This is a genomic window from Sulfitobacter donghicola DSW-25 = KCTC 12864 = JCM 14565 (assembly GCF_000622405.1).
In the GTDB taxonomy this organism is placed as follows: domain Bacteria; phylum Pseudomonadota; class Alphaproteobacteria; order Rhodobacterales; family Rhodobacteraceae; genus Sulfitobacter; species Sulfitobacter donghicola.
Genome location: NZ_JASF01000005.1, coordinates 1,616,436 through 1,637,192, shown reverse-complemented (window position 1 = coordinate 1,637,192; position 20,757 = coordinate 1,616,436). Strand labels below are relative to the sequence as shown.

Annotated in this window: 20 protein-coding genes; 5 read left to right on the top strand and 15 right to left on the bottom strand. The window is 53.8% G+C overall.

The features are described 5' to 3' along the window. Nucleotides 1-14 precede the first annotated feature (14 nt). From Z948_RS0108885 to Z948_RS0108860, 5 genes are all read right to left on the bottom strand, one after another. On the bottom strand, nt 15-302 hold the full coding sequence (locus tag Z948_RS0108885; RefSeq protein ID WP_025059212.1) for a hypothetical protein: 288 nt from the start codon (nt 300-302) through the stop codon (nt 15-17). Further along, on the bottom strand, nt 299-2,233 hold the full coding sequence (locus Z948_RS0108880) for an AAA family ATPase (protein ID WP_025059211.1): 1,935 nt from the start codon (nt 2,231-2,233) through the stop codon (nt 299-301). The genes Z948_RS0108885 and Z948_RS0108880 overlap by 4 nt, the downstream gene beginning before the upstream one ends. Nucleotides 2,234-2,297: 64 nt before the next feature. Then, the gene (locus Z948_RS0108875) at nt 2,298-3,416 is read right to left on the bottom strand and encodes a hypothetical protein (RefSeq protein ID WP_025059210.1); all 1,119 of its coding nucleotides are present in this window, start codon (nt 3,414-3,416) and stop codon (nt 2,298-2,300) included. A 120-nt stretch (nt 3,417-3,536) separates the two neighbouring features. After that, nucleotides 3,537-4,613 (bottom strand): coiled-coil domain-containing protein, encoded by a 1,077-nt coding sequence (locus Z948_RS0108865; protein ID WP_025059209.1) that lies wholly within the window; start codon nt 4,611-4,613, stop codon nt 3,537-3,539. 155 nt (nt 4,614-4,768) lie between these two features. Next, nucleotides 4,769-5,560, bottom strand: coding sequence for an alpha/beta hydrolase (locus Z948_RS0108860; RefSeq protein WP_025059208.1), 792 nt, complete (start codon nt 5,558-5,560; stop codon nt 4,769-4,771). Between the two features lie 82 nt (nt 5,561-5,642). On the opposite strand from Z948_RS0108860, the gene Z948_RS0108855 reads away from it, so the two are divergent. Then, on the top strand, nt 5,643-7,115 hold the full coding sequence (locus Z948_RS0108855) for an NAD-dependent succinate-semialdehyde dehydrogenase (protein ID WP_025059207.1): 1,473 nt from the start codon (nt 5,643-5,645) through the stop codon (nt 7,113-7,115). Nucleotides 7,116-7,158: 43 nt separating this feature from the next. Here the strand turns inward: Z948_RS0108855 and Z948_RS17975 are convergent, their stop codons facing one another. From Z948_RS17975 to Z948_RS0108820, 7 genes are all read right to left on the bottom strand, one after another. After that, a complete protein-coding gene (locus Z948_RS17975) occupies nt 7,159-7,887 on the bottom strand; it encodes a lysozyme family protein (RefSeq protein WP_025059206.1) in 729 nt (242 codons plus the stop codon). Between the two features lie 139 nt (nt 7,888-8,026). Further along, entirely contained in the window at nt 8,027-8,497 is a 471-nt protein-coding gene (locus tag Z948_RS0108845; protein ID WP_025059205.1) for an Hsp20 family protein, read from the bottom strand. A gap of 147 nt (nt 8,498-8,644) precedes the next feature. Then, the gene (locus Z948_RS0108840; protein WP_025059204.1) at nt 8,645-9,442 is read right to left on the bottom strand and encodes a trypsin-like serine peptidase; all 798 of its coding nucleotides are present in this window, start codon (nt 9,440-9,442) and stop codon (nt 8,645-8,647) included. Nucleotides 9,443-9,530: 88 nt separating this feature from the next. Continuing rightward, nucleotides 9,531-10,883 carry a glycolate oxidase subunit GlcF gene (gene glcF, locus Z948_RS0108835; protein WP_025059203.1) on the bottom strand — a complete coding sequence of 451 codons (1,353 nt, stop codon included), beginning with the start codon at nt 10,881-10,883 and terminating at the stop codon, nt 9,531-9,533. Nucleotides 10,884-10,892: 9 nt separating this feature from the next. Beyond that, nucleotides 10,893-11,258, bottom strand: coding sequence for a hypothetical protein (locus Z948_RS0108830; protein WP_025059202.1), 366 nt, complete (start codon nt 11,256-11,258; stop codon nt 10,893-10,895). Then, the gene (locus Z948_RS0108825; RefSeq protein ID WP_025059201.1) at nt 11,255-12,352 is read right to left on the bottom strand and encodes an FAD-binding protein; all 1,098 of its coding nucleotides are present in this window, start codon (nt 12,350-12,352) and stop codon (nt 11,255-11,257) included. Before Z948_RS0108825 ends, Z948_RS0108830 begins: the two co-directional genes overlap by 4 nt. A 40-nt stretch (nt 12,353-12,392) precedes the next feature. Continuing rightward, nucleotides 12,393-13,841: an FAD-linked oxidase C-terminal domain-containing protein gene (locus Z948_RS0108820; protein WP_025059200.1), complete on the bottom strand. Its 1,449-nt coding sequence runs from the start codon at nt 13,839-13,841 to the stop codon at nt 12,393-12,395. Between the two features lie 172 nt (nt 13,842-14,013). On the opposite strand from Z948_RS0108820, the gene Z948_RS0108815 reads away from it, so the two are divergent. Beyond that, a complete protein-coding gene (locus Z948_RS0108815; protein ID WP_025059199.1) occupies nt 14,014-14,712 on the top strand; it encodes a DUF599 domain-containing protein in 699 nt (232 codons plus the stop codon). A 6-nt stretch (nt 14,713-14,718) separates the two neighbouring features. After that, complete coding sequence (locus tag Z948_RS0108810; RefSeq protein WP_025059198.1) at nt 14,719-15,102, top strand: hypothetical protein; 384 nt, start codon at nt 14,719-14,721, stop codon at nt 15,100-15,102. On the opposite strand, the gene rlmH is transcribed toward Z948_RS0108810, so the two are convergent. From rlmH to Z948_RS0108795, 3 genes are all read right to left on the bottom strand, one after another. Continuing rightward, nucleotides 15,099-15,569 (bottom strand): 23S rRNA (pseudouridine(1915)-N(3))-methyltransferase RlmH, encoded by a 471-nt coding sequence (rlmH, locus tag Z948_RS0108805; protein WP_025059197.1) that lies wholly within the window; start codon nt 15,567-15,569, stop codon nt 15,099-15,101. The two genes, Z948_RS0108810 and rlmH, sit on opposite strands and share 4 nt — an antisense overlap. Before the next feature lie 6 nt (nt 15,570-15,575). Further along, nucleotides 15,576-15,932, bottom strand: a complete 357-nt coding sequence (gene rsfS / locus Z948_RS0108800) for a ribosome silencing factor (protein ID WP_025059196.1) — start codon at nt 15,930-15,932, stop codon at nt 15,576-15,578. Between the two features lie 443 nt (nt 15,933-16,375). Beyond that, a complete protein-coding gene (locus tag Z948_RS0108795; RefSeq protein ID WP_025059195.1) occupies nt 16,376-17,686 on the bottom strand; it encodes a mechanosensitive ion channel family protein in 1,311 nt (436 codons plus the stop codon). A gap of 254 nt (nt 17,687-17,940) precedes the next feature. Here Z948_RS0108795 and leuC point away from each other — a divergent pair, with 254 nt between their 5' ends. Together leuC and leuD are read left to right on the top strand one after the other, a co-directional pair. After that, nucleotides 17,941-19,347 carry a 3-isopropylmalate dehydratase large subunit gene (gene leuC / locus Z948_RS0108790; protein WP_025059194.1) on the top strand — a complete coding sequence of 469 codons (1,407 nt, stop codon included), beginning with the start codon at nt 17,941-17,943 and terminating at the stop codon, nt 19,345-19,347. A 470-nt stretch (nt 19,348-19,817) separates the two neighbouring features. After that, nucleotides 19,818-20,423 carry a 3-isopropylmalate dehydratase small subunit gene (gene leuD, locus Z948_RS0108785; protein ID WP_025059193.1) on the top strand — a complete coding sequence of 202 codons (606 nt, stop codon included), beginning with the start codon at nt 19,818-19,820 and terminating at the stop codon, nt 20,421-20,423. Nucleotides 20,424-20,757 lie beyond the last annotated feature (334 nt).

Here is a 20,757-nt window from a genome sequence, read left to right as displayed (position 1 = left end):
CCGACCCAACGCTCTCACGACCGGCCCAAACGGAACACAAACGGCACCGCCAAGGCAAACAACGGCAGGGCAAATGCACGGTAGGTGAGTTGCAAATTATACCCCACATAAGACGCCCATGATTCATTAAAAAACACCAGCGTCTCCGCAAACGGCAGCCCTTCATAGCCCCCTGCGGTACTAACCCCCGCCTGCGCAATAAAGAGAGCGGCACTCGCGGCCAGAAACCCCCACAGGTGCCACCGCAACGGCAGGAAAATTCCCACGGCCAATGCCACCGCGATCATCACATATAGCGTCATCCATCTTCTCCTAAAAATCGCTTCTTCGCCTCAACACTCCGGCCCATATCCCGCACCATGTTTTCAATCGCCACCTCATCCGATTTATCGGCATAGCGGAATTCGGAATCCGCGTAGCGGTTGATCTCTTGCACGACCATGTCCACCGTGATCGGCTGGCGCATGTCTTCGATCATTGCTTTCTTTTCATCGTAGTTTTTGAACAGGAACAGGTCGGGTTGTTCCATCCATTCATCGGGCAGTTCAAAATCCATCGCGCGGACTTTTACCGCGTCGGTGATGTTTTTAATCGCGCGTCCAGTGAACCTTGGGTCGGCCTCTTGGATGCCTTTTAGGTAGGTGCCCAGCTTGTTGATTGTATCCAGCTCTCCGACCTTTTCGCGCACGGCGTCATAAACGGTGAGCAGCCCTGCTTCATGCGGTTTTGAGTGGCCTTCAAACGATGCGGCGACTGCTTTCTTGATTGCCTGCGCCTCAAACACCTCGTGATCGCCCAGCGGGATATCGTGGTTTTTGCCCATCAGCAGATAAAGGATATCGACATAATCATCACGTGTTTGCGGACCATCCACAAGGAAACGCGCACCCGCCCGTTGGCGCAGCGCATCATCCACGTTTTCGGGATAGTTCGAGAACATGCCAAAGGTGCAATTCCCGCGCACAACGGTGTTCGCGCCTGCAAAGCTCTCCATCAGCACAGCGGTGATTTCCAACTGGCCCGCGCTGGATTGGCGATCACCCCGCTTACCCGCCAGCTGGTCGATATCGTCGATCGTGCCAAAGCCAATGACCGAAGGATCAATCACGTTGTTGATAAATGCCTTGGCGTTCTGGCCCGATTTCCCCTGATAGCTGTCGATGTTATCGGTGCTCAGGTTTTGATAGCGGAACGGGTAATCCACGTTGCCGCAATAATCGGAAATCAGCCCCGCCATCATCTGGATCAGGGTGGTTTTACCCGTCCCCGGTGCGCCATCCCCCATGAAGGTAAAGATGAACCCTCCAAGTTCTGCAAACGGGTTCAAGCGGCGGTCAAAGTCATAGGCCATCAGCATTTTGGCCAGCTTCATCGCCTGATATTTTGCGATGTGGTTGCCGACAACCTCATTCGGTTTTTTGAAGGTCATGGTCAGCTTGGATGACTTTGCCTTGGACGCGGGGCTAAACCCGCGCACAGTGAAATCATCCGCCTCGACGTGCCATGCGGCCGCCGAAAACGCCTCTAGCCGCGGGGCAGAGGCGGCGCGAAGGGCGACCTTTTCCATCAACATTTCGGCAAAGGCGCTAACCGTGGCGACAAGGCGCGGGTCATCTTGGGCATGAGCGGCGATGTCCTGATCCAGCTCCCACAGCGCGCCGTGCAGCGCGGTCTGGCCGTTATCGGTCAGCACCTCTTCGACCTCGCCAACCTCAACGGTGGCTTCGGTCAGGTGGGACGACAACAGATAGGCGGTCGCATTGCCAAAGACATATAGCGTGACAAGCGCCTCTGCCGCCAACAGCTCGGAAAATTCGGCCTTGCGCGCCGCAGGAAGAGACCCTTCGAGGTTAGCGCGTTTGAGATCGCCAAGGCTGGACTGCTCGGCAAAGTTTTCGGCCACGGCCAATGCAATGGCAATCGCGCGACGCAGCGCGTGAAGCACTGTAGATTGCAGCGGCGACATCAACGCATCGTCATCGTCAGCCCCCTCAACCCGCGCGATCAACTGAACAGCGCCAGAGGCCGTGCGCCGCTGTGTCACCAACCCTGGCGTGGTTGACCGAAAACGCCGACGCGTACCAACGCCCGATGAACGCTCGGGTGTGGGTTCATCAGCCGATTTACCAATGCGCGGCGCATGATCGAACCCTTCGATCAGTGACTGTGCCATGCTGATGTGTTTGGCGATGTCTTCTTCGCGGAGTTCCATCTGATCTGATGTTTGGCTCATGATAAATTCTCCAAAATTCTAAAATGCCATTGGGCTAAAAATCTGACGCTCGGAAATACGAGGCCTAATATTGCAATACGCGCCCCGCGTTGTTCACAACAAATTTGCGCACACCGGCAAACCCCGGCGGATTGTGTTCTTCGAGGACTTGATAAGGGCGCTGGGGCAAGATGATGCTACGCTCGGTTCTTGTCGCGCCCATGTCGGGCATTTGCCCGCCCATTGGGTCGAGCGCAAAAATCTGACGTTCGACCTTTGAAAACCAGCCTGACTTTTCATGGATCACGCTATCAGACAGCAAATCTTCTTCGGTCCAGACCATCGCCCAATCATCGCCCTCGGGCGCTTTTGCCTCGGCCAGCACATCGCGCAGCGGCCCGTTTTGACGGGTATACGCATGGCTATACATTGGCCCCAAATGGAATCTGCGCAGGCGTTTGGGGTGCAGGTCGTCAAAGTCTTCGTCAAAGCCACGGGCGATGGTCACCAACTTCAGTCCGCCCAGCGCCTGCGCACTGAGGTGGGCCTGCACTTCGGGCCATCTGCGCGTATCGCGAGGCAAGGCTTCGCGGCCTGAATCCTCAACCTCCATGATGTAGATAACTGGCAGGTTCACTTGGCTGTCATAAGTCGCCCAATGGATGCGATAGCTTCGACGGCCATCCTTTTCACCGATCCATTCGATCTGCGCATCATTGCGGACCCAAAACAGATCGCCCCTCAGTAATTCCTCGTAATAGAGCCTTTGTGAGAGACTAAACTGGAGTTTTGTCGGCAGCTTTTGCTCGCTTAGGATGGTCTGGACCATACGATCCTTGTGCACCTCAACCGATGGCATTGTCGAAAGATGTACCTTGGCCTGTTGTGCATCATTCGCCATGGTCATCAATTCTTCGGTGACGGGAAAACCACTATCGCGGCCGTCAATCATAAGAGAGCCGAAAAAGCGCCCTGTTTCGCGCCCAACCAAGAGGTACTTCCAACTCAGCGCTTTGAATGTATAGGTCAGTTTTACCGCATAGCTTGCGAGGATATTCACCTCGTCACGCGACAGTTTACCTTCGGCCTCCATCACACCTGCAACACGCAGCATATGCTGCATGATGCCTTGAAACTTGGCAAAGTAACGGCGGCTGGCGAAAGTATCTTTTAGGCCGTAATGATCGGCGGTTGGGTCCGTCATCGACTTACCCAACCTATAATTTCACGTGGGATCACCAGAATTAGATCAAAAACCAAAGACCAGTTAAACCAACGCCTTGTGGTTTTGGTTATGGCAACTTCAGGTGTTTTGCCATCGGGATCATTCGCCATACGCATTGCTGTCGTGCTTTTCGATGATCTTTTGGAAACGGCGCGCAAAACGTTCGTCTGCTTTGGCTTTCTGCTCTAACACGTCGCGGGCAAACACCATGTGATCTTCGTGCTTTTCCATCATTTCAGCCATACGCGCATTGGTAGCAGAGCCAATACCCGCCATCGCTGATTGCGCCTCTTGGTCTGTCTTTACACCGATCTCGTTAATCCGGTGCGCGACATCCTGTTGCTGCGCGGTTTTTAGGGATTTGGTCAACGCATCGTACAGAACGACACGCTGTTTGGTGTCGGTCTGCAATTTGTTGATCAGCACCATCTGGGTCGCCGCTTGGTTCTGCAAACTGTCTACCCAAGTTTTACCTTTGTCGATGTAGCGTTCCAACGTCTGGGATTTCGCAAGCTTTACCTGCTCTTCCTGAACCATCGCATTGTAGCGGCTGTTTGCCTCGGCCAATTGCGTTTCCAACGCCGTACGCTTTGCCGCATCCGTTTCCGAGGCAATGGCATTTTCCAGCTTGATGATCTCTGGGTCCATGCCAGCAATATCGTTGCGCAACGCTTCCAGCTCGGCCACAGTCATTTCGCGGTCATCCAGAGTTTCGACCAAATTGCCTTCAACCTTGGTTTTCTGCTCTTCCAAAACGGCAAGCTGCCCTTCAAGAAGCTGAACAATTGTATCCGACTTTGCGATCAGATCCTGCAACTTGTCGTCGATCGAGGCCGAGCGAACGCGCTCTTGGCGCATGCTGTCAGACTTTGCAGAAGAGAAAATGCCGATAATGCTTTCCCATCCGGTCTTTGAGCGCATCTCGTCAAAATCTCGGGAAAAGCCCGCAGTAACATCGTCGAGCCCCATAATCAGTTCGGCAATATTGGCGTTCATCACCTCAGTGTGGGCGTGCACATCTTCAAGGGAGGCGTTTTCGATATCAATTTCAGCCGCCTCGCCCGATTTCAGCTTGGCACGTGCTGTTTCAATCCTGCTCGTCAGCTCAGCAATTTTGCCTTGTGCTTCGGCCACCTGAGCCTGAGATTCGCGGACCTGCGCATCGAGATTAGCCATTAAAAACTCCGTATAATCAATTATTTTCACATATATAGGCAATGTAAACTGAATTTACATCCCCTGCATTCATTCTATGAGGGAAGTTTTGCAAAACACCGCCACAATGTGAAGCCTGAACAGCCCCGCCACGAAATGACCTCGGTTAAATAGTGCTACTTTAACCCCAACAGCGCCTTGGTCATCGGGCTATCTGGGTCTGCTAATGAATCAATCACATCAAAATGGTGCTTCCCCTCTTCGGCCACACGTTTTGCACCCCAGCTTCGCGCCAATTTTTCAGATTGCTCCAAAAACGCGGGGCGCTCATCTGCACCAACCCATATCGTCAAATCCAACCCATGGGGGGGCTGCATGTTCACGGGGCTTTCTGCAATTGCTTCTGCCGCATCAATATATAGATCCTCGTTCATGGTGGTTTGCATCAAAGGTTCCAAATCGGCGACAGGAGAGATTGATACAATCTGTTTTATCCGCCCTCTGATTTCCGATGGCAGGATCAACGGATCAGTCATCCGGCATACCAAATGCCCGCCCGCGGAATGCCCTGCCAAAGCCATCGGGCCAAATGTTCGATCAGCAATCTTACTTACCGCAGCGGCGATTTGGCGCGTTATATCGGCGATACGCACATCAGGGCATAAATCATAGCTTGGGATCGCAACGGCCCATCCGCGTGCCAAAGCCCCCGCCGCAAGATGTGACCAAGAAGATTTATCAAATGCTTTCCAATATCCACCATGCACAAAAACCATGGTTCCGCGCCCGACGCCCGACGGTTGAAAGAAATCGAATGTTTGGCGCGCCGATGGCCCATATGAAACACCTAGCTGCGCCCGAGCGCCCAGTTTTTCACGAAAGGCTAAAGCCGCCTCTTCCCAACGGTCTGGATAGGCATCTGCCCCGTCGATATAGGCCCCGTTTGCATAAGCATCGTCGAATTTCATCCCGTGGTTCCTTTCAAAGCGAACTGGACAATCATATCCAGAGTTGATTTCCCTGCCAGTAAGAATTCAAGGAGAATGCGCAATGACTGCTTTGACGACCGATCTAAAATCAATGCTAGCTGACCCTAGCCTATTGGAAACACGTGCTTATGTTGGCGGAAAATGGATCGACGGGGAAGACGGCACATTCGACGTCACCAACCCGTCGCGCGGCGATATCGTTGCAAAAGTCGCTGATCTGAGTCGCGCTCAGGTCGCTGGCGCCATTGCGCAAGCCGAAGCTGCACAGAAAGAATGGGCAAGCTGGACAGGTAAAGAACGCGCTGGTGTTCTGCGCAAATGGTTCGACCTGATGATGGCAAACCAAGACGATTTAGGCATGATCCTGACCGCTGAGCAGGGCAAACCCCTTGCCGAAGCAAAGGGTGAAATCGCTTATGGCGCGTCCTTTATCGAATTCTTTGGTGAAGAAGCCAAACGCATCTATGGCGAAACCATTCCAGGTCACCAGCGTGACAAGCGCATTACAGTCCTAAAGCAACCCATCGGTGTGGCGGCTTCGATCACTCCCTGGAACTTCCCCAACGCGATGATCACACGCAAGGCGGCACCGGCCTTGGCCGCTGGCTGTTCCTTTGTTGCTCGCCCTGCTGCAGAAACGCCGCTCAGCGCGATCGTCATGGGGGTGTTGGCCGAACGCGCGGGCATCCCCGCTGGCGTTTTCAACGTGGTGCCGTCCAGCTCCTCCTCTGCGATCGGCAAAGAGTTCTGCGAAAACCCTGCCGTACGCAAACTGACCTTTACCGGTTCTACCGAAGTTGGCCGCATCCTGATGAAGCAAGCCGCTGATCAGGTCATGAAGTGTTCGATGGAATTGGGCGGCAACGCGCCATTTATCGTGTTTGATGACGCCGATCTGGATGCCGCCGTCGAAGGCGCCATCCTGTGCAAGTTCCGCAACAACGGCCAGACGTGTGTCTGCGCAAACCGCATCTATGTGCAGTCGGGAGTTTATGACGCCTTCGCCAAAAAGCTGACCGCTGCTGTTGAAAAAATGAAGGTCGGTGATGGGTTTGAAGCAGGTGTTGATCTAGGGCCGTTGATCACCCCAGAGGCTGGCAGTAAGGTCAAAGAGCACATCGACGACGCAAAAGCCAAAGGCGCGGAAATCGTGTTGGGTGCGAATGGCGCCATGGACGGCAACTTCCTCGCTCCGACCATCATGACAGGTGTGACACAGGACATGAAAGTCGCCCAAGAAGAAACCTTTGGTCCGCTTGCGCCCCTGTTCAAATTTGATGACGTTGATGACGTGATCGCCATGGCCAATGACACCATCTTTGGTCTGGCCAGCTATTTCTACGCCAACGACCTCAGCCGCGTTTACAAAGTCGCAGAGGCATTGGAATACGGCATCGTAGGCGTCAACACAGGCATCATATCAACCGAGGTAGCCCCCTTTGGTGGTGTCAAACAATCAGGCCTAGGCCGCGAAGGCAGCCACCACGGGATCGAAGACTATCTGGAAATGAAATACATCTGCATGAGCGTTTAACCAAACGCTTTGCCGCCGCCATCGTTCATCTTTAGCGGCGGTTCTATTCCGCAAAGGCCTGCGCCATCTGCGCATCAAATCGTGCCCATGTCATACTGGCCTTATTGCCCGCATAACCTGCATAATGCGACTTGCCCGTATCATTCGGCAAACCCGCCCAAATTTTTGCGAGGTTATTCATAAACGCCCGTCGGCTCAGCCGACCTGCTTTGATGTCGTGAATACCGGCATCAGCCAGCAATACATCTGCCAGTTGATCCTGAAGTTGCGGCGAAAACCGTTGCTGGGGAGAGGCCCCAACCTCTGCCATCACCCGCCGCAAGGTTGCGGGGATGAACTGGTACCGCCCAATAGCATGCGGCTGGTTCGGCGTTGCTGCAATCCAGGCGTAAATCTCGGCAACAGTCATTTGTGTGGGACGTTTGGGCGGCTTAATCCGCGCCCCATGCTGCACCGCGTCATAACCATCATGGCGCGATTCAGCTTGTTCGATGATCTGCCGAACAATCGTAACCGCATCCCCTTTCAAACCAGACCCAGAGTGCAAGAGAGCCTTTTCCACCCGTGGCGGGTGAGCAAACAAACTGGCCCCTTCGCGTCCGATAAACAGGCTGGCGGGCACAGCCGCCTTTTCAGAGGCAGGAGCAGATTTGGGCGTAATCAATGCACCACGCGAGCTGCCAGCCTCAAACAGTGAAACGGCCCCTGCATAAAGGCTTGTCGCGGTGAAAAGACCAACCACCGCGCCCGCACACCAAGACAAATTGAACACCAGACTGCCCTCCTCTGCATCTATTCACAAAAAGATCGCAGCCAGGTCTTTATATTTCGTATGCATCACCCCCAAAAAACGCAAAAGAGGCCCAGCGCCAATTGCGCCGGACCTCTCCGATTTCTAAGGGTCTGGGAAATCAGTTCACAGGTTTTGCACCCGCAACATCCTTGGTGATCTGCGCCCGTTCGGAGGCAATTTGGATCTGTCGCGGCTTTAGCGCGTCGGGCACCTGCCGCTCTAGCTCAATGTGCAGCATGCCATCGGTGTGGGCCGCACCTGTCACAACGACATGGTCAGCCAGATGGAAACGGCGCTCGAACGCGCGCGTTGCAATGCCGCGGTGCAGATAGGATTTTCCCTCGTCTTCATCTGCTTTTTTGGCGGAAACGATCAGAGATTTTTCACGGACCTCGACGCTCAAATCCGCATCGGAAAACCCTGCAACCGCGATTGAAATCCGGTACGCATCGTTTTCCAGTTTCTCGATATTGTAAGGGGGATAGCTTGGCTGGCTGTTGTCGGTTGTTAGCACGCGGTCCATCATATTCGCGATTTGGTCAAAGCCAACAGTCGAGCGGTAAAGCGGGGCAAAATCAAAATTACGCATGTTTTATCCTCATCATAGAGCGATTATCAGTACGGGCCTTCCATGTTGGACAGACCCAATTGCTAAACCGACAAGACCCTATCTAGGCGTCCTGTCCCAAATGATGTGGGGATCGTTTTTCAGGTTTCAAGAGGTAGCCGGGCGAACCTAGGGGCGAACAAACTTTGCGCCTGTATCCGATTTTTCATCGCCAACGCGAATGCGGCGTTCGCCGCGCTTTGCCCCCATATAGACAGCACGCCCTGCAACCAATTCAGCTTGCAGCTCGGCCAATGGTTGGCCCAGCGCAGTCCCCAGCGACACTTGTTCGCCGCGCACTTCGGCCTTGGCCGAGACAACAGACACGATTTGCGCTTCGCCATTTTCAATCACAAAAATAGGCGCCCCGCTGGAGCCAAAATCAACAGCACAAGACGTCACCAGAACACCGTCCTGCCGCGCCAGCACCGAACATACTTCCTGCAATGACGGGGCCTCGGCACGATCAAGCGCATAACTTACAACGCCAACACGATCGCCCGTTCTAGGCCGTGACGTGGTCTTAAAAGGTCGAATGGAATTATTTCTAATGGGTTGATCCAGCTCCAAAAGCGCCAGATCATTTCTTACCCGCTCTGACGACAGGGACTCATCATAGATATACTCAGGGTGCACAACGACACGAGAAATGTTGCGATACGCTCCTGCGCGGCCATTTCGCCATCCTGCAAGGAATTCGATATGGCCTTTGCCGATGTGTTCACCTGTATCACTGTCAAACATGCAATGCGCAGCGGTCAGGACCAGTTTCGGCGCGATCAAAGCGCCGGTGCAAAAGCCTTTTCCGTTGATATCAAGGCGGCCAACTGCTTCCCATGCTTTCGCATCGTCACCAGTATCCAATCTTTTTAGCCGGCCATCCTGCGCCAAAGCGCCAGAGGTCAGGATACAGCCAAAAACCAACATGGTAATCCAACGACGCAAATGACTTCCCCAAACTAATTCTTAGGCCCATCCTCTACATAGAGGTTACGGCGAAATTAGGGCAATCAGTTTATCGCAAGCGGGGGATTTCATCTTTCTGTGTGACCCGCCCCTCTAAGGCTGCAGGTTTTGGTCCGCCCCATGCCCAGTCCAGCAATTCTACCGAATGAACGATGGGCGTTGTTGCGGCCGAACCGATCTGCATCATGCAGCCGATGTTCCCTGCTGCAATCACATCAGGATTTTTTGCTTCTAACGTCTTGACCTTGCGTTCCTTTAACTGGCCTGAAATCTCTGGCTGCATCAAGTTATAGGTCCCAGCGGACCCACAACACAGGTGGGGGTCCGCGGGTTCGACAACAGTGAAGCCCGCCTTTTTCAATAGCGTTTTGGGATGGGTTTTGATCTGCTGCCCATGCTGCAACGAACAGGCCGCGTGATAAGCAACAACCATGCCTTGCCCCAAAACATCAGGCCAGCTCGGGTCTGCATTCCAATCGGTTTGCCCTGTCAATTTCATCAAGACTTCGGAAACATCACAGGCAATTCCAGCGACCCGCGCAGCATCAGCCGCCATTGGATCATTGCGAAACATATGACCGTAATCCTTTACGGTAGTACCGCAGCCAGACGTATTGATCACAATAGCATCCAAGCCGCCATTATCCATCTCTTTGGTCCACGCGCGGATGTTGTTAGCCGCCGAGTCATGGCTTTCGGTTGTTTTGCCCATGTGGTGTGTCAACGCACCACAACAGCCCGCCCCCTCGGCCACGACGACTTCGGCACCTAAACGGGTGAGCAAGCGAATGGTGGCATCATTAATATCCGTGTTCAGCGCCTTTTGCGCACAGCCCGTCATGAGCGCCACGCGCATTTTCTTTGAGACCTGCGGCGCAAATGTTTGCGGATCGTCGTTCCGGCTCACGGGGGGGATATGTTTTGGTGCCATATCCAACATCGCACGCAGCCGTTCATCCGGCAGAAACCGAGCAAAGGGGCGGCCGATCTTGGCGCCTAGCAAAGCGATACGGAAACGCGTGGGATAGGGCAGGATTTTGGCCAAAACCCACCGCAAGGCGCGATCCGAAAACGGCCTCTTGTAACGTTGTTCGATATAGTCCCGCGCGTGGTCCACCAAATGCATATAATGCACCCCTGACGGGCAAGTGGTCATGCAGGCAAGGCAGCTTAGACAGCGGTCGATGTGCTTTACGGTTTTGGCATCAGGGACACGCTCGTTTTCCAGCATGTCTTTGATCAGGTAAATACGCCCGCGTGGGCTATCCAACTCATCCCCCAAAACCTGATAGGTGGGACAGGTCGCCGTGCAAAAACCGCAGTGGACACAGGCGCGCAAGATTTCATTTGCGCGACTTGTTCCAGCGTCTTTTAGCTGCTCATCGGTAAAAGTCGTCTGCATCCCGCTCTCCTAGGTTGCCAGCAAATTGGCGCTGGCCAATCCAAACCAAGGAACCGTTGTACCAACAGATCCCATCACAGCGGTCCATCTGCGCATTCGCAAACCCCCATCCATTCGTCGCATGGCCTGCGCCCCATAGGCCAGCACCCCAATCCAGCCGCCCCAGATAAAGGTAACGCCAGTCCCCGTCACCACAAGGTTTTCACCCCACAATTCAGCAAACCCATACCGCAATGCCAGTCCGGTCGCTGCGCAGATCGCTGTAAACATCGTTAATCGGCGAAATGCCTTTGGCGAAGGGCCACCGTTTGTCAAAGCGCGGAAAGCCAAAGGCCCGCCTACAAAAACGATCAAGAAGACGACGATATAGCTCACCCCATCAGTCCCTTATTGAACAAACCGCGCGGATCAAACCGGGCACGAAGCCCTGCTGACAAGCGCGCAACACCTGCTGTTTCCGGTTCAAACATCGCTTGCCCGTTACCACGCACCAATGTCGCATGACCGTCATAAGACCCAAGCGCCTTTCGCAAATCATACCCTGCGGTTGTTCGCAGCCAGATCAGACCCCCTGCCCAGTCGTATCTAACGCCCAGCGCGCCAGATTTCGCAGCGAGCAGCGGCCCATCAGATGGCTTGCACGATACCCGCCAAACATCGTCACCTTCTTCTGCAAAACCTGTCACATCTCGCCAAGCCTTCCATCGCTCTGCGCATGTTTCATCCACAGAGGTTTCGCCGCCCAATAATGCTTGAAGGGATTGGATGCGGTAGTTCACGGATGCCTCAAAACCTTCAAGACGCAGCATGGTTTGCTTTTCCGCTGGATCATGTGCAGCCGCGGACACCTCAAAGGGGCTACCCAACGCCTTTGCAAGGGCGTTGATCGCGGCAACATCCTCTAGCCCATGCAAAACCAGCGTTGCTTGCGTTTCGGGCTTTGGCAGCACCTTCAAGGAAACCTCGCTCAGCACACCTAACGTCCCATAGGAGCCTGCCATCAGCTTGACGAGGTCATACCCCGTGACATTCTTCATCACGCGACCGCCATTTTTGATGACGCGACCCAAGCCATCGACATACCGCACACCCAGCAAAAAATCCCGAGCCGCCCCAACAGAGATCCGCCGTGGCCCGCTGACATTCGCCGCCATCACGCCCCCTATTGTTGGCTCACCAGTTGTGGAAAGTAGGCCGCGATGATCCATAGGTTCAAACGCAAGACGCTGGTTTTCCGCATCTAAGGCCTGCTCAATATCAGCAACAGGTGTTCCCGCCTGTGCAACCACTGTCATGGCACCAGGTTCATAAAGAGTGATCCCATTTAGCGCAGATGTGCTAAGACCAATACCTTCAACAGAAACGTTGCGCGTTCCACCGCCCCGAATGGCAAACGGATCGGTAGCCGCCGCAATCAGTTCTGCCAATTCACCTTCTGTGGAAGGAATATTTAATACATCTTTGGCCATAAATCCTCAGAGGGTTAACTGGGCGGCGCCCATGATCAATTTACCCAGCATCTGTTACCTGCGCCCGACGCGTTTCAGATGCGTCCAAAGGAAATACCTTTGCCGGATTAAGCAACCATTGCGGATCAAAAACATCTTTCACCGCCATCTGGGCATCCAAATCTACTGGTTCGTATTGAACATGCATCAGGTCGCGCTTTTCAATGCCAACACCATGTTCGCCGGTTAGGCAACCACCCACCTCGACACATAGTTTCAGAATGTCGGCCCCAAAGGCTTCGCATAGCTCCAGGTCACCAGGTTTGTTCGCGTTGAACAGGATCAAAGGATGCATATTTCCATCCCCAGCATGGAATACGTTCCCAACCTTCAGGCCATACTCCTCTGACATCTCACCGATACGCCGCAGCACCTGAGGGAGGCTCGAAACGGGGATCGTACCATCCAGACACATATAATCGTTTATCTGCCCCATGGCGCCAAACGCGCTTTTTCGCCCCAACCAGATTGCGGCGCTTTCCTCGGCAGAGCGGCTTTGGCGCAGTTCAACCGGATTATGCCGCTGTGCAATTTCCATAATCAGTTCTAGCTGGTGGTCAATCTCGGCATCCGAACCTTCGACCTCAACGATCAACAAAGCCTCGCACATCGGATAACCCGCTTTGGCAAAGGCTTCGGTCGCCTCGATGCAGGGTCGATCCATAAATTCGATGGCTACCGGCAGCACACCCGCTTTGATGATATCCGAAACGCATTGGCCTGCGACTTCGTTGTCATCAAACCCCATCAAAACAGGCCGCGCCCCTTCGGGTTTGTGCAAGATGCGCAGCGTTGCTTCGGTTACGACACCTAGCTGCCCCTCGGACCCGCAGATCAGGCCGAGCATATCCAACCCACCCGCATCAAGATGAGCACCGCCGATTTCGACAATCTCGCCATCCATCATAACCATGGTCACACCCATCAGGTTATTTGTGGTGACACCGTATTTCAGGCAATGCGCCCCACCGGAATTCATCGCGATATTGCCCGCAATTGCGCAGGCCAACTGGCTGGAGGGATCGGGCGCATAGAAAAACCCGTCTTCTTCGACAGCACCTGTAACACTAAGGTTTGTACGACCCGTCTGGACACGAATGATCCGGTTGTCATAATCTGTTTCGATAACATCGCTCATGCGGGCCACGCCCAGCACCACACTGTCAGCCGTAGGCAAAGCCCCCCCAGCAAGCGACGTACCCGAGCCCCGCGGCACAACTGGCACACCCTCTTCATGGCAAATCTTCAGAATGGCCGAAACCTCCTGAGTGGTGCGCGGCAGAACAGCAACCATTGGCGGGCAACGGTAGGCCGTCAAAGCGTCGCATTCATAGGCGCGAGTCTCTGCTATATCCTGAATGACAGCATCAGCTGGTAAAACCGCACTCAGCCGCTCAACAACGCGCTGCTTACGGGCCAATACATTTGCATTCGGGATTGGCATTTCCATCAGACGTCTCCGAAACGGTGTGTAAGTAGATTTGGTAAAATAATATTACCAATCTCTGAAAAGTGCAAGCACTCCAGTTATAATACCAGCTTTCAGCCCCCCGCTTCAACGCTCCCCACCTCTCACCAAAGAATTACTGGCCTTACCTCCCGCCACCTCTTAGGGAGAAAGCATGACCCTTTTTGAAAACCTGTCATTTCTCAACCTTTACGACTTTGGGGCGATTTTGCTCCTTTTCACTTTGTGGTGCGGTTTAGGCTGGCGCATTGAACACCCCTCCTCCACAAACCCTTCCACATCGTTCATCATGGCCAACTACCGCCGCGAGTGGATGAACCAGATGATCGACCGTCAGGTTCGGATATTTGACGCACAAACCGTAGGCACCCTGCGCCAAGGCACTTCCTTTTTCGCCTCAACATGCGTCATCGCAATCGGCGGCACACTTGCCCTTATCGGCAACGCTGAACAGGTCGCTGGTGTCGCGGCTGATCTTACCGTTGCTCAGGCGCCAGCGATTGTTTGGGAACTGAAACTTCTTGTGATCGTGCTTTTCCTCACCAATGCGTTTTTGAAATTCGTCTGGTCCAATCGGTTGTTTGGATATTGCTCGGTCATGATGGGCGCTTCTCCGAATGACCCAGCCCACGAAAAAGCCGCCTCATATGCAAAAAAGGCGGCAGAGCTGAATATTACAGCTGCGCGCAGCTTTAATCGCGGGCTAAGAGCGATCTATTTTGCATTAGCAACAGTGGCATGGTTAGCTGGGCCTATACCTCTGATTGCAGCGACCATTGTTACATCCGTTGTCATCTGGCGGCGGGAATTCGCCTCACAATCGCGTAAGGCCCTCTTGGAAGACAACCTGTAAACACCTATGTTCGCTACCTATAGTTGGACAAAGATTATGATAAAACAAAGCACTTTTTTATTAGCACTATGCGCTTCACCGGCATTCGCCGACCCCGCCAAAGTACAGCACGTTTCTGTTGCGAAAAGAGGCGATAGCTATACCTTCAATGTCACAATCCGGCATTCAGATACCGGCTGGGATGACTATGCTGATGCATGGCGCATCAAAGATATGGATGGCAAGGTTCTGGGCGAACGCATTCTCGCGCACCCCCACGTCAACGAACAACCTTTCACTCGGTCGCTTTCCGGCGTCAAAATTCCTGACGGCTTAAAAGAAGTCGTTGTGCAGGCCCGCGACAGCGTCACCGGATGGGCCGAAATGGAAAAAACGGTAAAGCTGCCCTAAGTACGGTGATAAGGCCCGCCAGACAGGATAGAGGCCGCGCGGTATAGCTGTTCGGCCAGCATGACGCGGACCATCATGTGCGGCCAGACCATTGAGCCGAAGGAAAGCAGGTGGTCTGCCTGCGCCCGCAGCTCTGGGTCGATCCCATCTGCGCCGCCAATGATAAACGTCAAATCACTGCGACCCGCATCGCGCCAGTTTTCGATCCGCCGTGCAAATTTCGGCGAGGTTTCTACTGTACCGCGTTCATCCAAAGCGCAAATAATCGCACCTTGCGGCACTGCACGCCGCAGCAATGCAGCCTCGGCAGGCATCCCGCCGCCTTTGCGGTCTTCCACCTCCAAAACAGAAACCGGCCCAAGGGAAAGCCCTCGGCCGGTTCTGTCAAATCGCGTTAGATAGTCGTCGATCAGTGTTTTTTCAGGCCCAGCGCGCAACCGACCAACGGCACAAATCTGTACCTTCATCCGACCTTAAGAAGCGGTATCGCCTTGCGGCAACCACATCTTTTCCAGTTGGTAGAATTCGCGCACTTCCGGACGGAAGACATGTACAATCACGTCGCCGGTATCAATCAAAACCCAGTCGCCAGATTCTTTACCTTCGGTACGGGCCACATGGCCAAACTCATCCTTAACGCGTTGAGCCAATCTTTCAGACATTGCGCTAACCTGACGCGTTGAGCGCCCCGAGCAGATGATCATATAATCACCAATCTCGGTTTTACCGCGCAGATCAATCTGCACGATGTCTTCGGCCTTATCTTCGTTCAAAGATGCCAGAACGGTTTCCAGCAGCAAATCGCTGGTCGCTTGTTTGTGGCCAGCCATTACAACTGCACCGACATGCGCAGGTGAGCCTGCGTGAATTTGCGTAGACAGGACATTGTCCTCCTTAAGGGGCGCCGCCAGACCCCCGGCGCTGGGGATTGCTGGGTAGTTAGCAATGCATTCGCTACAATTCAATGACAGCTGGCATCTTAGCGAGCTCCTGTCCCACCCTGTGGCGATTTTGTTAGCGTCAATTATGCACAATGAAATTTAGGTTCAGATAATGGCAACGCAAAAATCCCGCAAACTCTTTAAAAATCAGTAAATTACTCAATGCTTCCCCAGCGCCCCATCCAACGGCACCACAGCTTTTTGCACCTGCATTTATTTGCCCATGAAGACATCATCGCAGAGGCGCGCCAATAGAAACCCTCATTTCCGCCAGCCTAGCAGCCCGTTTATATCCCAAAGAGAATCAGCCCTAGCAGCGAAAACCCCAGCGTTTAACGGTCATCTAACATCCGCACTTCTCTTTGCGGGAAAGGTATCGAGATGTCGTTTTCCTGAAACGCATCCCATAAAGCCAGATAAACATTGCCGCGAATATTGGTTAGCCCCCCTGTCGGGTCTTCGATCCAGAACCGGAGGATATAATCAACGGAACTATCGCCAAAACCGATGATATGACAAACAGGCGGACGGTGGCTCAGCACGCGATCCACTGACAAAGCCGCGCCTTTTGCCAGCTCTCTCACTTTGTGCGGGTCATCATCATAGGCGGTGCCAAAATAGATATCCAACCTCACAAAATCATTGGAGTGAGACCAGTTAACCACCTGCCCCGTAATCAAGTCTTCGTTCGGGATCAGATACTCTTTGCCGTCGCGCGTCACCACCGAGGCGTATCGCGCACCCAATGTTTGGATCCAGCCAAACGTCTCACCTAGCGAGATAACATCCCCTGGCTTGATGGATTTATCGAGCAAAATAATCACACCCGAAACAAGGTTGGAGACGACTTTTTGCAAACCAAACCCAAGGCCGACACCAATCGCACCAGACAAAACCGCAAGCCCCGTCAGGTCGATGCCAACCGCATTGATCCCCATATAAAACGCAAAGCCATACATCGCCAACTGAACCGCCTTAACGGCTAGCACCTGCATAGAGGGGCTGATCTCATCATTCTTGCGAATGGTGCTCGCGGTGGCTTGGGAGATGATCCGCGCGATCGCGATCAACACACCAATTATTATAACAGCAGAAATCAGGGACAGCACAGACAGCCGGAACTCTCCCAGCTCTAGCGCGATGTTATCCAGAAATGCGGTTACCTTCTCTGATACGTTTAGCAGATAGAGTGTCGCGTATATCCACAAAAACCACATCACGATGCGACGGATCGGTCGGTTGCGAACCATTTGGGTTGCAAATGCGATGCAAACCCAGACGCTGGCCAGCTTTGCCGCAATACCAATAAGGTAGGAATATGAGGGCCATGTGATGTTTTGCATCACCGCATAAACACACCACGCCAATACAGCGAACCAGATTAAGCCCAGACGCCTTTTGAATTGAACAAAGATGCGCAGCCGCCATTTCGGCCACTTCTCACGCGAACGCACCCAATTCCTAAGAAAAAGGCCCGTCCAACGATGCAAGCACCAAGCAACAAACACCAAAGCCGCAATAATCAGTATTTGGTTTTGTCTGGGGCCTGACTCTAAAATCCCAGTCAGAAAGGCACCTATTTCAACCCAAAGTGCCTGCATCGTTGCGATGAATTCAGCAAATGGATCTGTTGGGTCTTGCATCGGTTTTCCTTATTTCGGAAATCGTCGCATGAAGGTGCATAGCCTGCAACCCTTGCAGCATTGAGCAATGCGCTATATCTGCTCTCTTATGAACCATGTTTTCAATCGGACAGACCGTGCGCGACTGCGTGAACGGTTTTTCGGCGCCACCCACACTGTGCTGGCCCGACTATAATGATTCCCGGCGCATAGCCTCTATCGCGCTGCCCTGTCGTTAAATCCATACATTCTTAATCTCCAAGGGAGAGGTCCCAATGTCCCCCAAAACGCTCTATGATAAAATCTGGGATGCGCACGTAGCCCATGAAGCCGAAGACGGCACATGCCTGTTGTACATCGACCGCCACCTCGTACACGAAGTCACCAGCCCGCAGGCCTTTGAAGGGCTGCGCATGACCAACCGTTCGGTCCGCGCACCTGACAAAACAATTGCCGTTCCCGATCACAACGTTCCGACAACGCTGGATCGCGCCGATGCAACGACGATGACCGAAGACAGCCGCATTCAGGTTGAAGCGCTCGACAAGAACGCAAAAGACTTTGGCATCCACTACTACCCCGTTTCTGACGTGCGTCAGGGCATCGTGCATATCGTTGGCCCCGAACAGGGCTGGACCTTGCCCGGTATGACAGTCGTTTGCGGCGACAGCCACACCGCCACCCACGGTGCCTTCGGCGCATTGGCACACGGCATCGGCACTTCTGAGGTTGAGCACGTTCTGGCCACGCAAACGCTGATCCAGAAAAAGTCCAAAAACATGAAGGTCGAGATCACCGGCAAATTGCGCCCGGGTGTGACCGCAAAAGACATCACATTGTCTGTCATCGGTGCCACAGGCACCGCGGGCGGTACGGGTTATGTCATCGAATATTGCGGCGAAGCCATTCGCGATCTTTCCATGGAAGGCCGCATGACCGTCTGCAACATGGCGATTGAGGGCGGCGCGCGCGCTGGCATCATCGCACCAGACGAAAAGACCTTTGAATACTGCAAGGGCCGCCCCCACGCACCAAAAGGCGCCCAGTGGGAAGCTGCCCTTGACTGGTGGAAGACCCTCTATTCAGACGACGATGCTGCATGGGATTTGGTTCTGACGTTGAAAGCCGAAGACATCGCTCCAGTGGTCACATGGGGCACATCCCCAGAGGACGTTCTGCCAATCACTGCAAACGTCCCTGCCGCCTCTGAATTTGAAGGCGGTAAAGTAGACGCCGCCCAGCGTTCGCTTGACTACATGGGCCTGACTGCGGGTTCACCGCTGACAGACGTAGAGATCGACACCGTCTTTATCGGTTCGTGCACAAACGGCCGCATCGAAGATTTGCGTGCCGCAGCCGAAATCCTGAAAGGCAAAAAGATCAAAGACGGCATGCGTGCCATGATCGTTCCAGGCTCGGGCCTTGTGCGTGCACAGGCCGAGGAAGAGGGCCTTGCCGATATCTTTAAGGATGCAGGTTTTGAATGGCGTCTTGCGGGATGCTCCATGTGTCTGGCGATGAACCCCGATCAGCTTGCCCCCGGCGAGCGCTGCGCGGCCACATCCAACCGCAACTTTGAAGGCCGTCAGGGCCGTGGCGGACGCACACACCTGATGTCACCTGCAATGGCAGCGGCAGCCGCGATCACCGGTAAGCTCACCGATGTCCGCGACATGATGTAATGCGCGACCTTCCTGTGCCTTTCGTCAAAAGGGCACAGGAAACCGCGATGGAGAAGATGATGCAAAGACGGAATTTTCTGACCATGATGGGGGCTACGGCGCTTGCGCCAGTCCTGCCATCGCTTGGTGGCTCTGGAGCTACTGCAGCGGCGGCAGGGTACAACCGCTATCAATATGGTCTGGCCGTTTTTCATGCCCGCACCCGCGCCAACATCAGCGCCGCAGGCATTGCGCATCGTCTGAAAGTCTCTGTTCCGCAGGCCGAAGCCATGATTGGCGAGATGATCGAAAGCAATTTCGTGAAACCCGTTATTGGTGGCTCAAAGGTAAAAGCGGTCAGCAACATCACCAAGCCAGATATGTTGGGATTTGAACGTGCGGCGCGTCAGTCATCTGCCTCGGCAGGCAACGCACCACAACGCGCCCCAACGCATTCCAAAAGTCCGACACACTCCGAAAGGACCACACCAATGAATAAATTCACAACCCTCAGCGGCATCGCCGCGCCGATGCCATTGATCAACATCGACACCGATATGATCATCCCAAAGCAGTTTCTGAAGACCATCAAACGTTCCGGCCTTGGCGTGAACCTGTTTGACGAAATGCGCTATGACGATGACCGCAACGAAATCCCTGATTTCGTTCTGAACAAACCACAGTACCGCGAAGCACAAATCCTTGTTGCTGGCGATAACTTTGGCTGTGGTTCCTCGCGCGAACACGCACCGTGGGCGATCGCCGATTTCGGCATCACCTGCGTCATCGCACCCAGCTTCGCCGACATCTTCTATAACAACTGCTTCAAGAACGGCATCTTGCCAATCGTACTGCCACAAGAGCAGGTAGATGTGTTGATGAAAGACGCAGAAAAAGGCGCAAATGCGCGGATCGAAGTGGATCTGGAAAACCAGAACATTACATCCTCTGATGGCGATACTTTCACCTTCGAAGTAGATGCATTCAAAAAGCACTGCCTGATGAACGGTTTGGACGACATCGGTCTGACAATGGAAAAAGCCGCCTCAATCGATACATTCGAAGCAGCGGCCGAACAAAGCCGCCCATGGGTTTAATATTAAATTAATCTTTGCTCAAATTTGAGCTGATTTTCTAGTGGCCGCGCAGGCCGTGGCCACTAGATGTTGCCCTTGCCACATTTCGGCCTCTGAAATGATGCAAGAACGCACCACCTCTTCCCTCAAAACGCCCTACCTCTGGGGTCATCTGACGCAATAGTCTTGAGAACTAAGGCGAAAGAAGGCACGATTGTGACAACAATGAGGCAGGCCTTCTCGACCCGAAGGCATCAAGTTGGAACAAGCACGCGAAAAACGCGGCTGGCCAGTTTGAAAGGGATAGAACGTTGATAGTACGTATGACCAGCGCAGCTGCGCGTGGACTTTTGGT

Coding starts and splice junctions, on each gene's coding strand:
- Z948_RS0108795 (WP_025059195.1), bottom strand. CDS start 17,686: ATGCAAGACCCAACAGATCCATTTGCTGAATTCATCGCAACGATGCAG.
- Z948_RS0108810 (WP_025059198.1), top strand. CDS start 14,719: ATGTTCGCTACCTATAGTTGGACAAAGATTATGATAAAACAAAGCACT.
- Z948_RS0108860 (WP_025059208.1), bottom strand. CDS start 5,560: ATGAAATTCGACGATGCTTATGCAAACGGGGCCTATATCGACGGGGCA.
- rlmH (WP_025059197.1), bottom strand. CDS start 15,569: ATGAAGGTACAGATTTGTGCCGTTGGTCGGTTGCGCGCTGGGCCTGAA.
- Z948_RS0108880 (WP_025059211.1), bottom strand. CDS start 2,233: ATGAGCCAAACATCAGATCAGATGGAACTCCGCGAAGAAGACATCGCC.
- Z948_RS0108815 (WP_025059199.1), top strand. CDS start 14,014: ATGACCCTTTTTGAAAACCTGTCATTTCTCAACCTTTACGACTTTGGG.
- rsfS (WP_025059196.1), bottom strand. CDS start 15,932: ATGGCTGGCCACAAACAAGCGACCAGCGATTTGCTGCTGGAAACCGTT.
- Z948_RS0108875 (WP_025059210.1), bottom strand. CDS start 3,416: ATGACGGACCCAACCGCCGATCATTACGGCCTAAAAGATACTTTCGCC.
- leuD (WP_025059193.1), top strand. CDS start 19,818: ATGAATAAATTCACAACCCTCAGCGGCATCGCCGCGCCGATGCCATTG.
- Z948_RS0108885 (WP_025059212.1), bottom strand. CDS start 302: ATGACGCTATATGTGATGATCGCGGTGGCATTGGCCGTGGGAATTTTC.
- glcF (WP_025059203.1), bottom strand. CDS start 10,883: ATGCAGACGACTTTTACCGATGAGCAGCTAAAAGACGCTGGAACAAGT.
- Z948_RS0108840 (WP_025059204.1), bottom strand. CDS start 9,442: ATGTTGGTTTTTGGCTGTATCCTGACCTCTGGCGCTTTGGCGCAGGAT.
- Z948_RS0108855 (WP_025059207.1), top strand. CDS start 5,643: ATGACTGCTTTGACGACCGATCTAAAATCAATGCTAGCTGACCCTAGC.
- Z948_RS0108865 (WP_025059209.1), bottom strand. CDS start 4,613: ATGGCTAATCTCGATGCGCAGGTCCGCGAATCTCAGGCTCAGGTGGCC.
- Z948_RS0108820 (WP_025059200.1), bottom strand. CDS start 13,841: ATGGAAATGCCAATCCCGAATGCAAATGTATTGGCCCGTAAGCAGCGC.
- Z948_RS0108825 (WP_025059201.1), bottom strand. CDS start 12,352: ATGGCCAAAGATGTATTAAATATTCCTTCCACAGAAGGTGAATTGGCA.
- leuC (WP_025059194.1), top strand. CDS start 17,941: ATGTCCCCCAAAACGCTCTATGATAAAATCTGGGATGCGCACGTAGCC.
- Z948_RS0108845 (WP_025059205.1), bottom strand. CDS start 8,497: ATGCGTAATTTTGATTTTGCCCCGCTTTACCGCTCGACTGTTGGCTTT.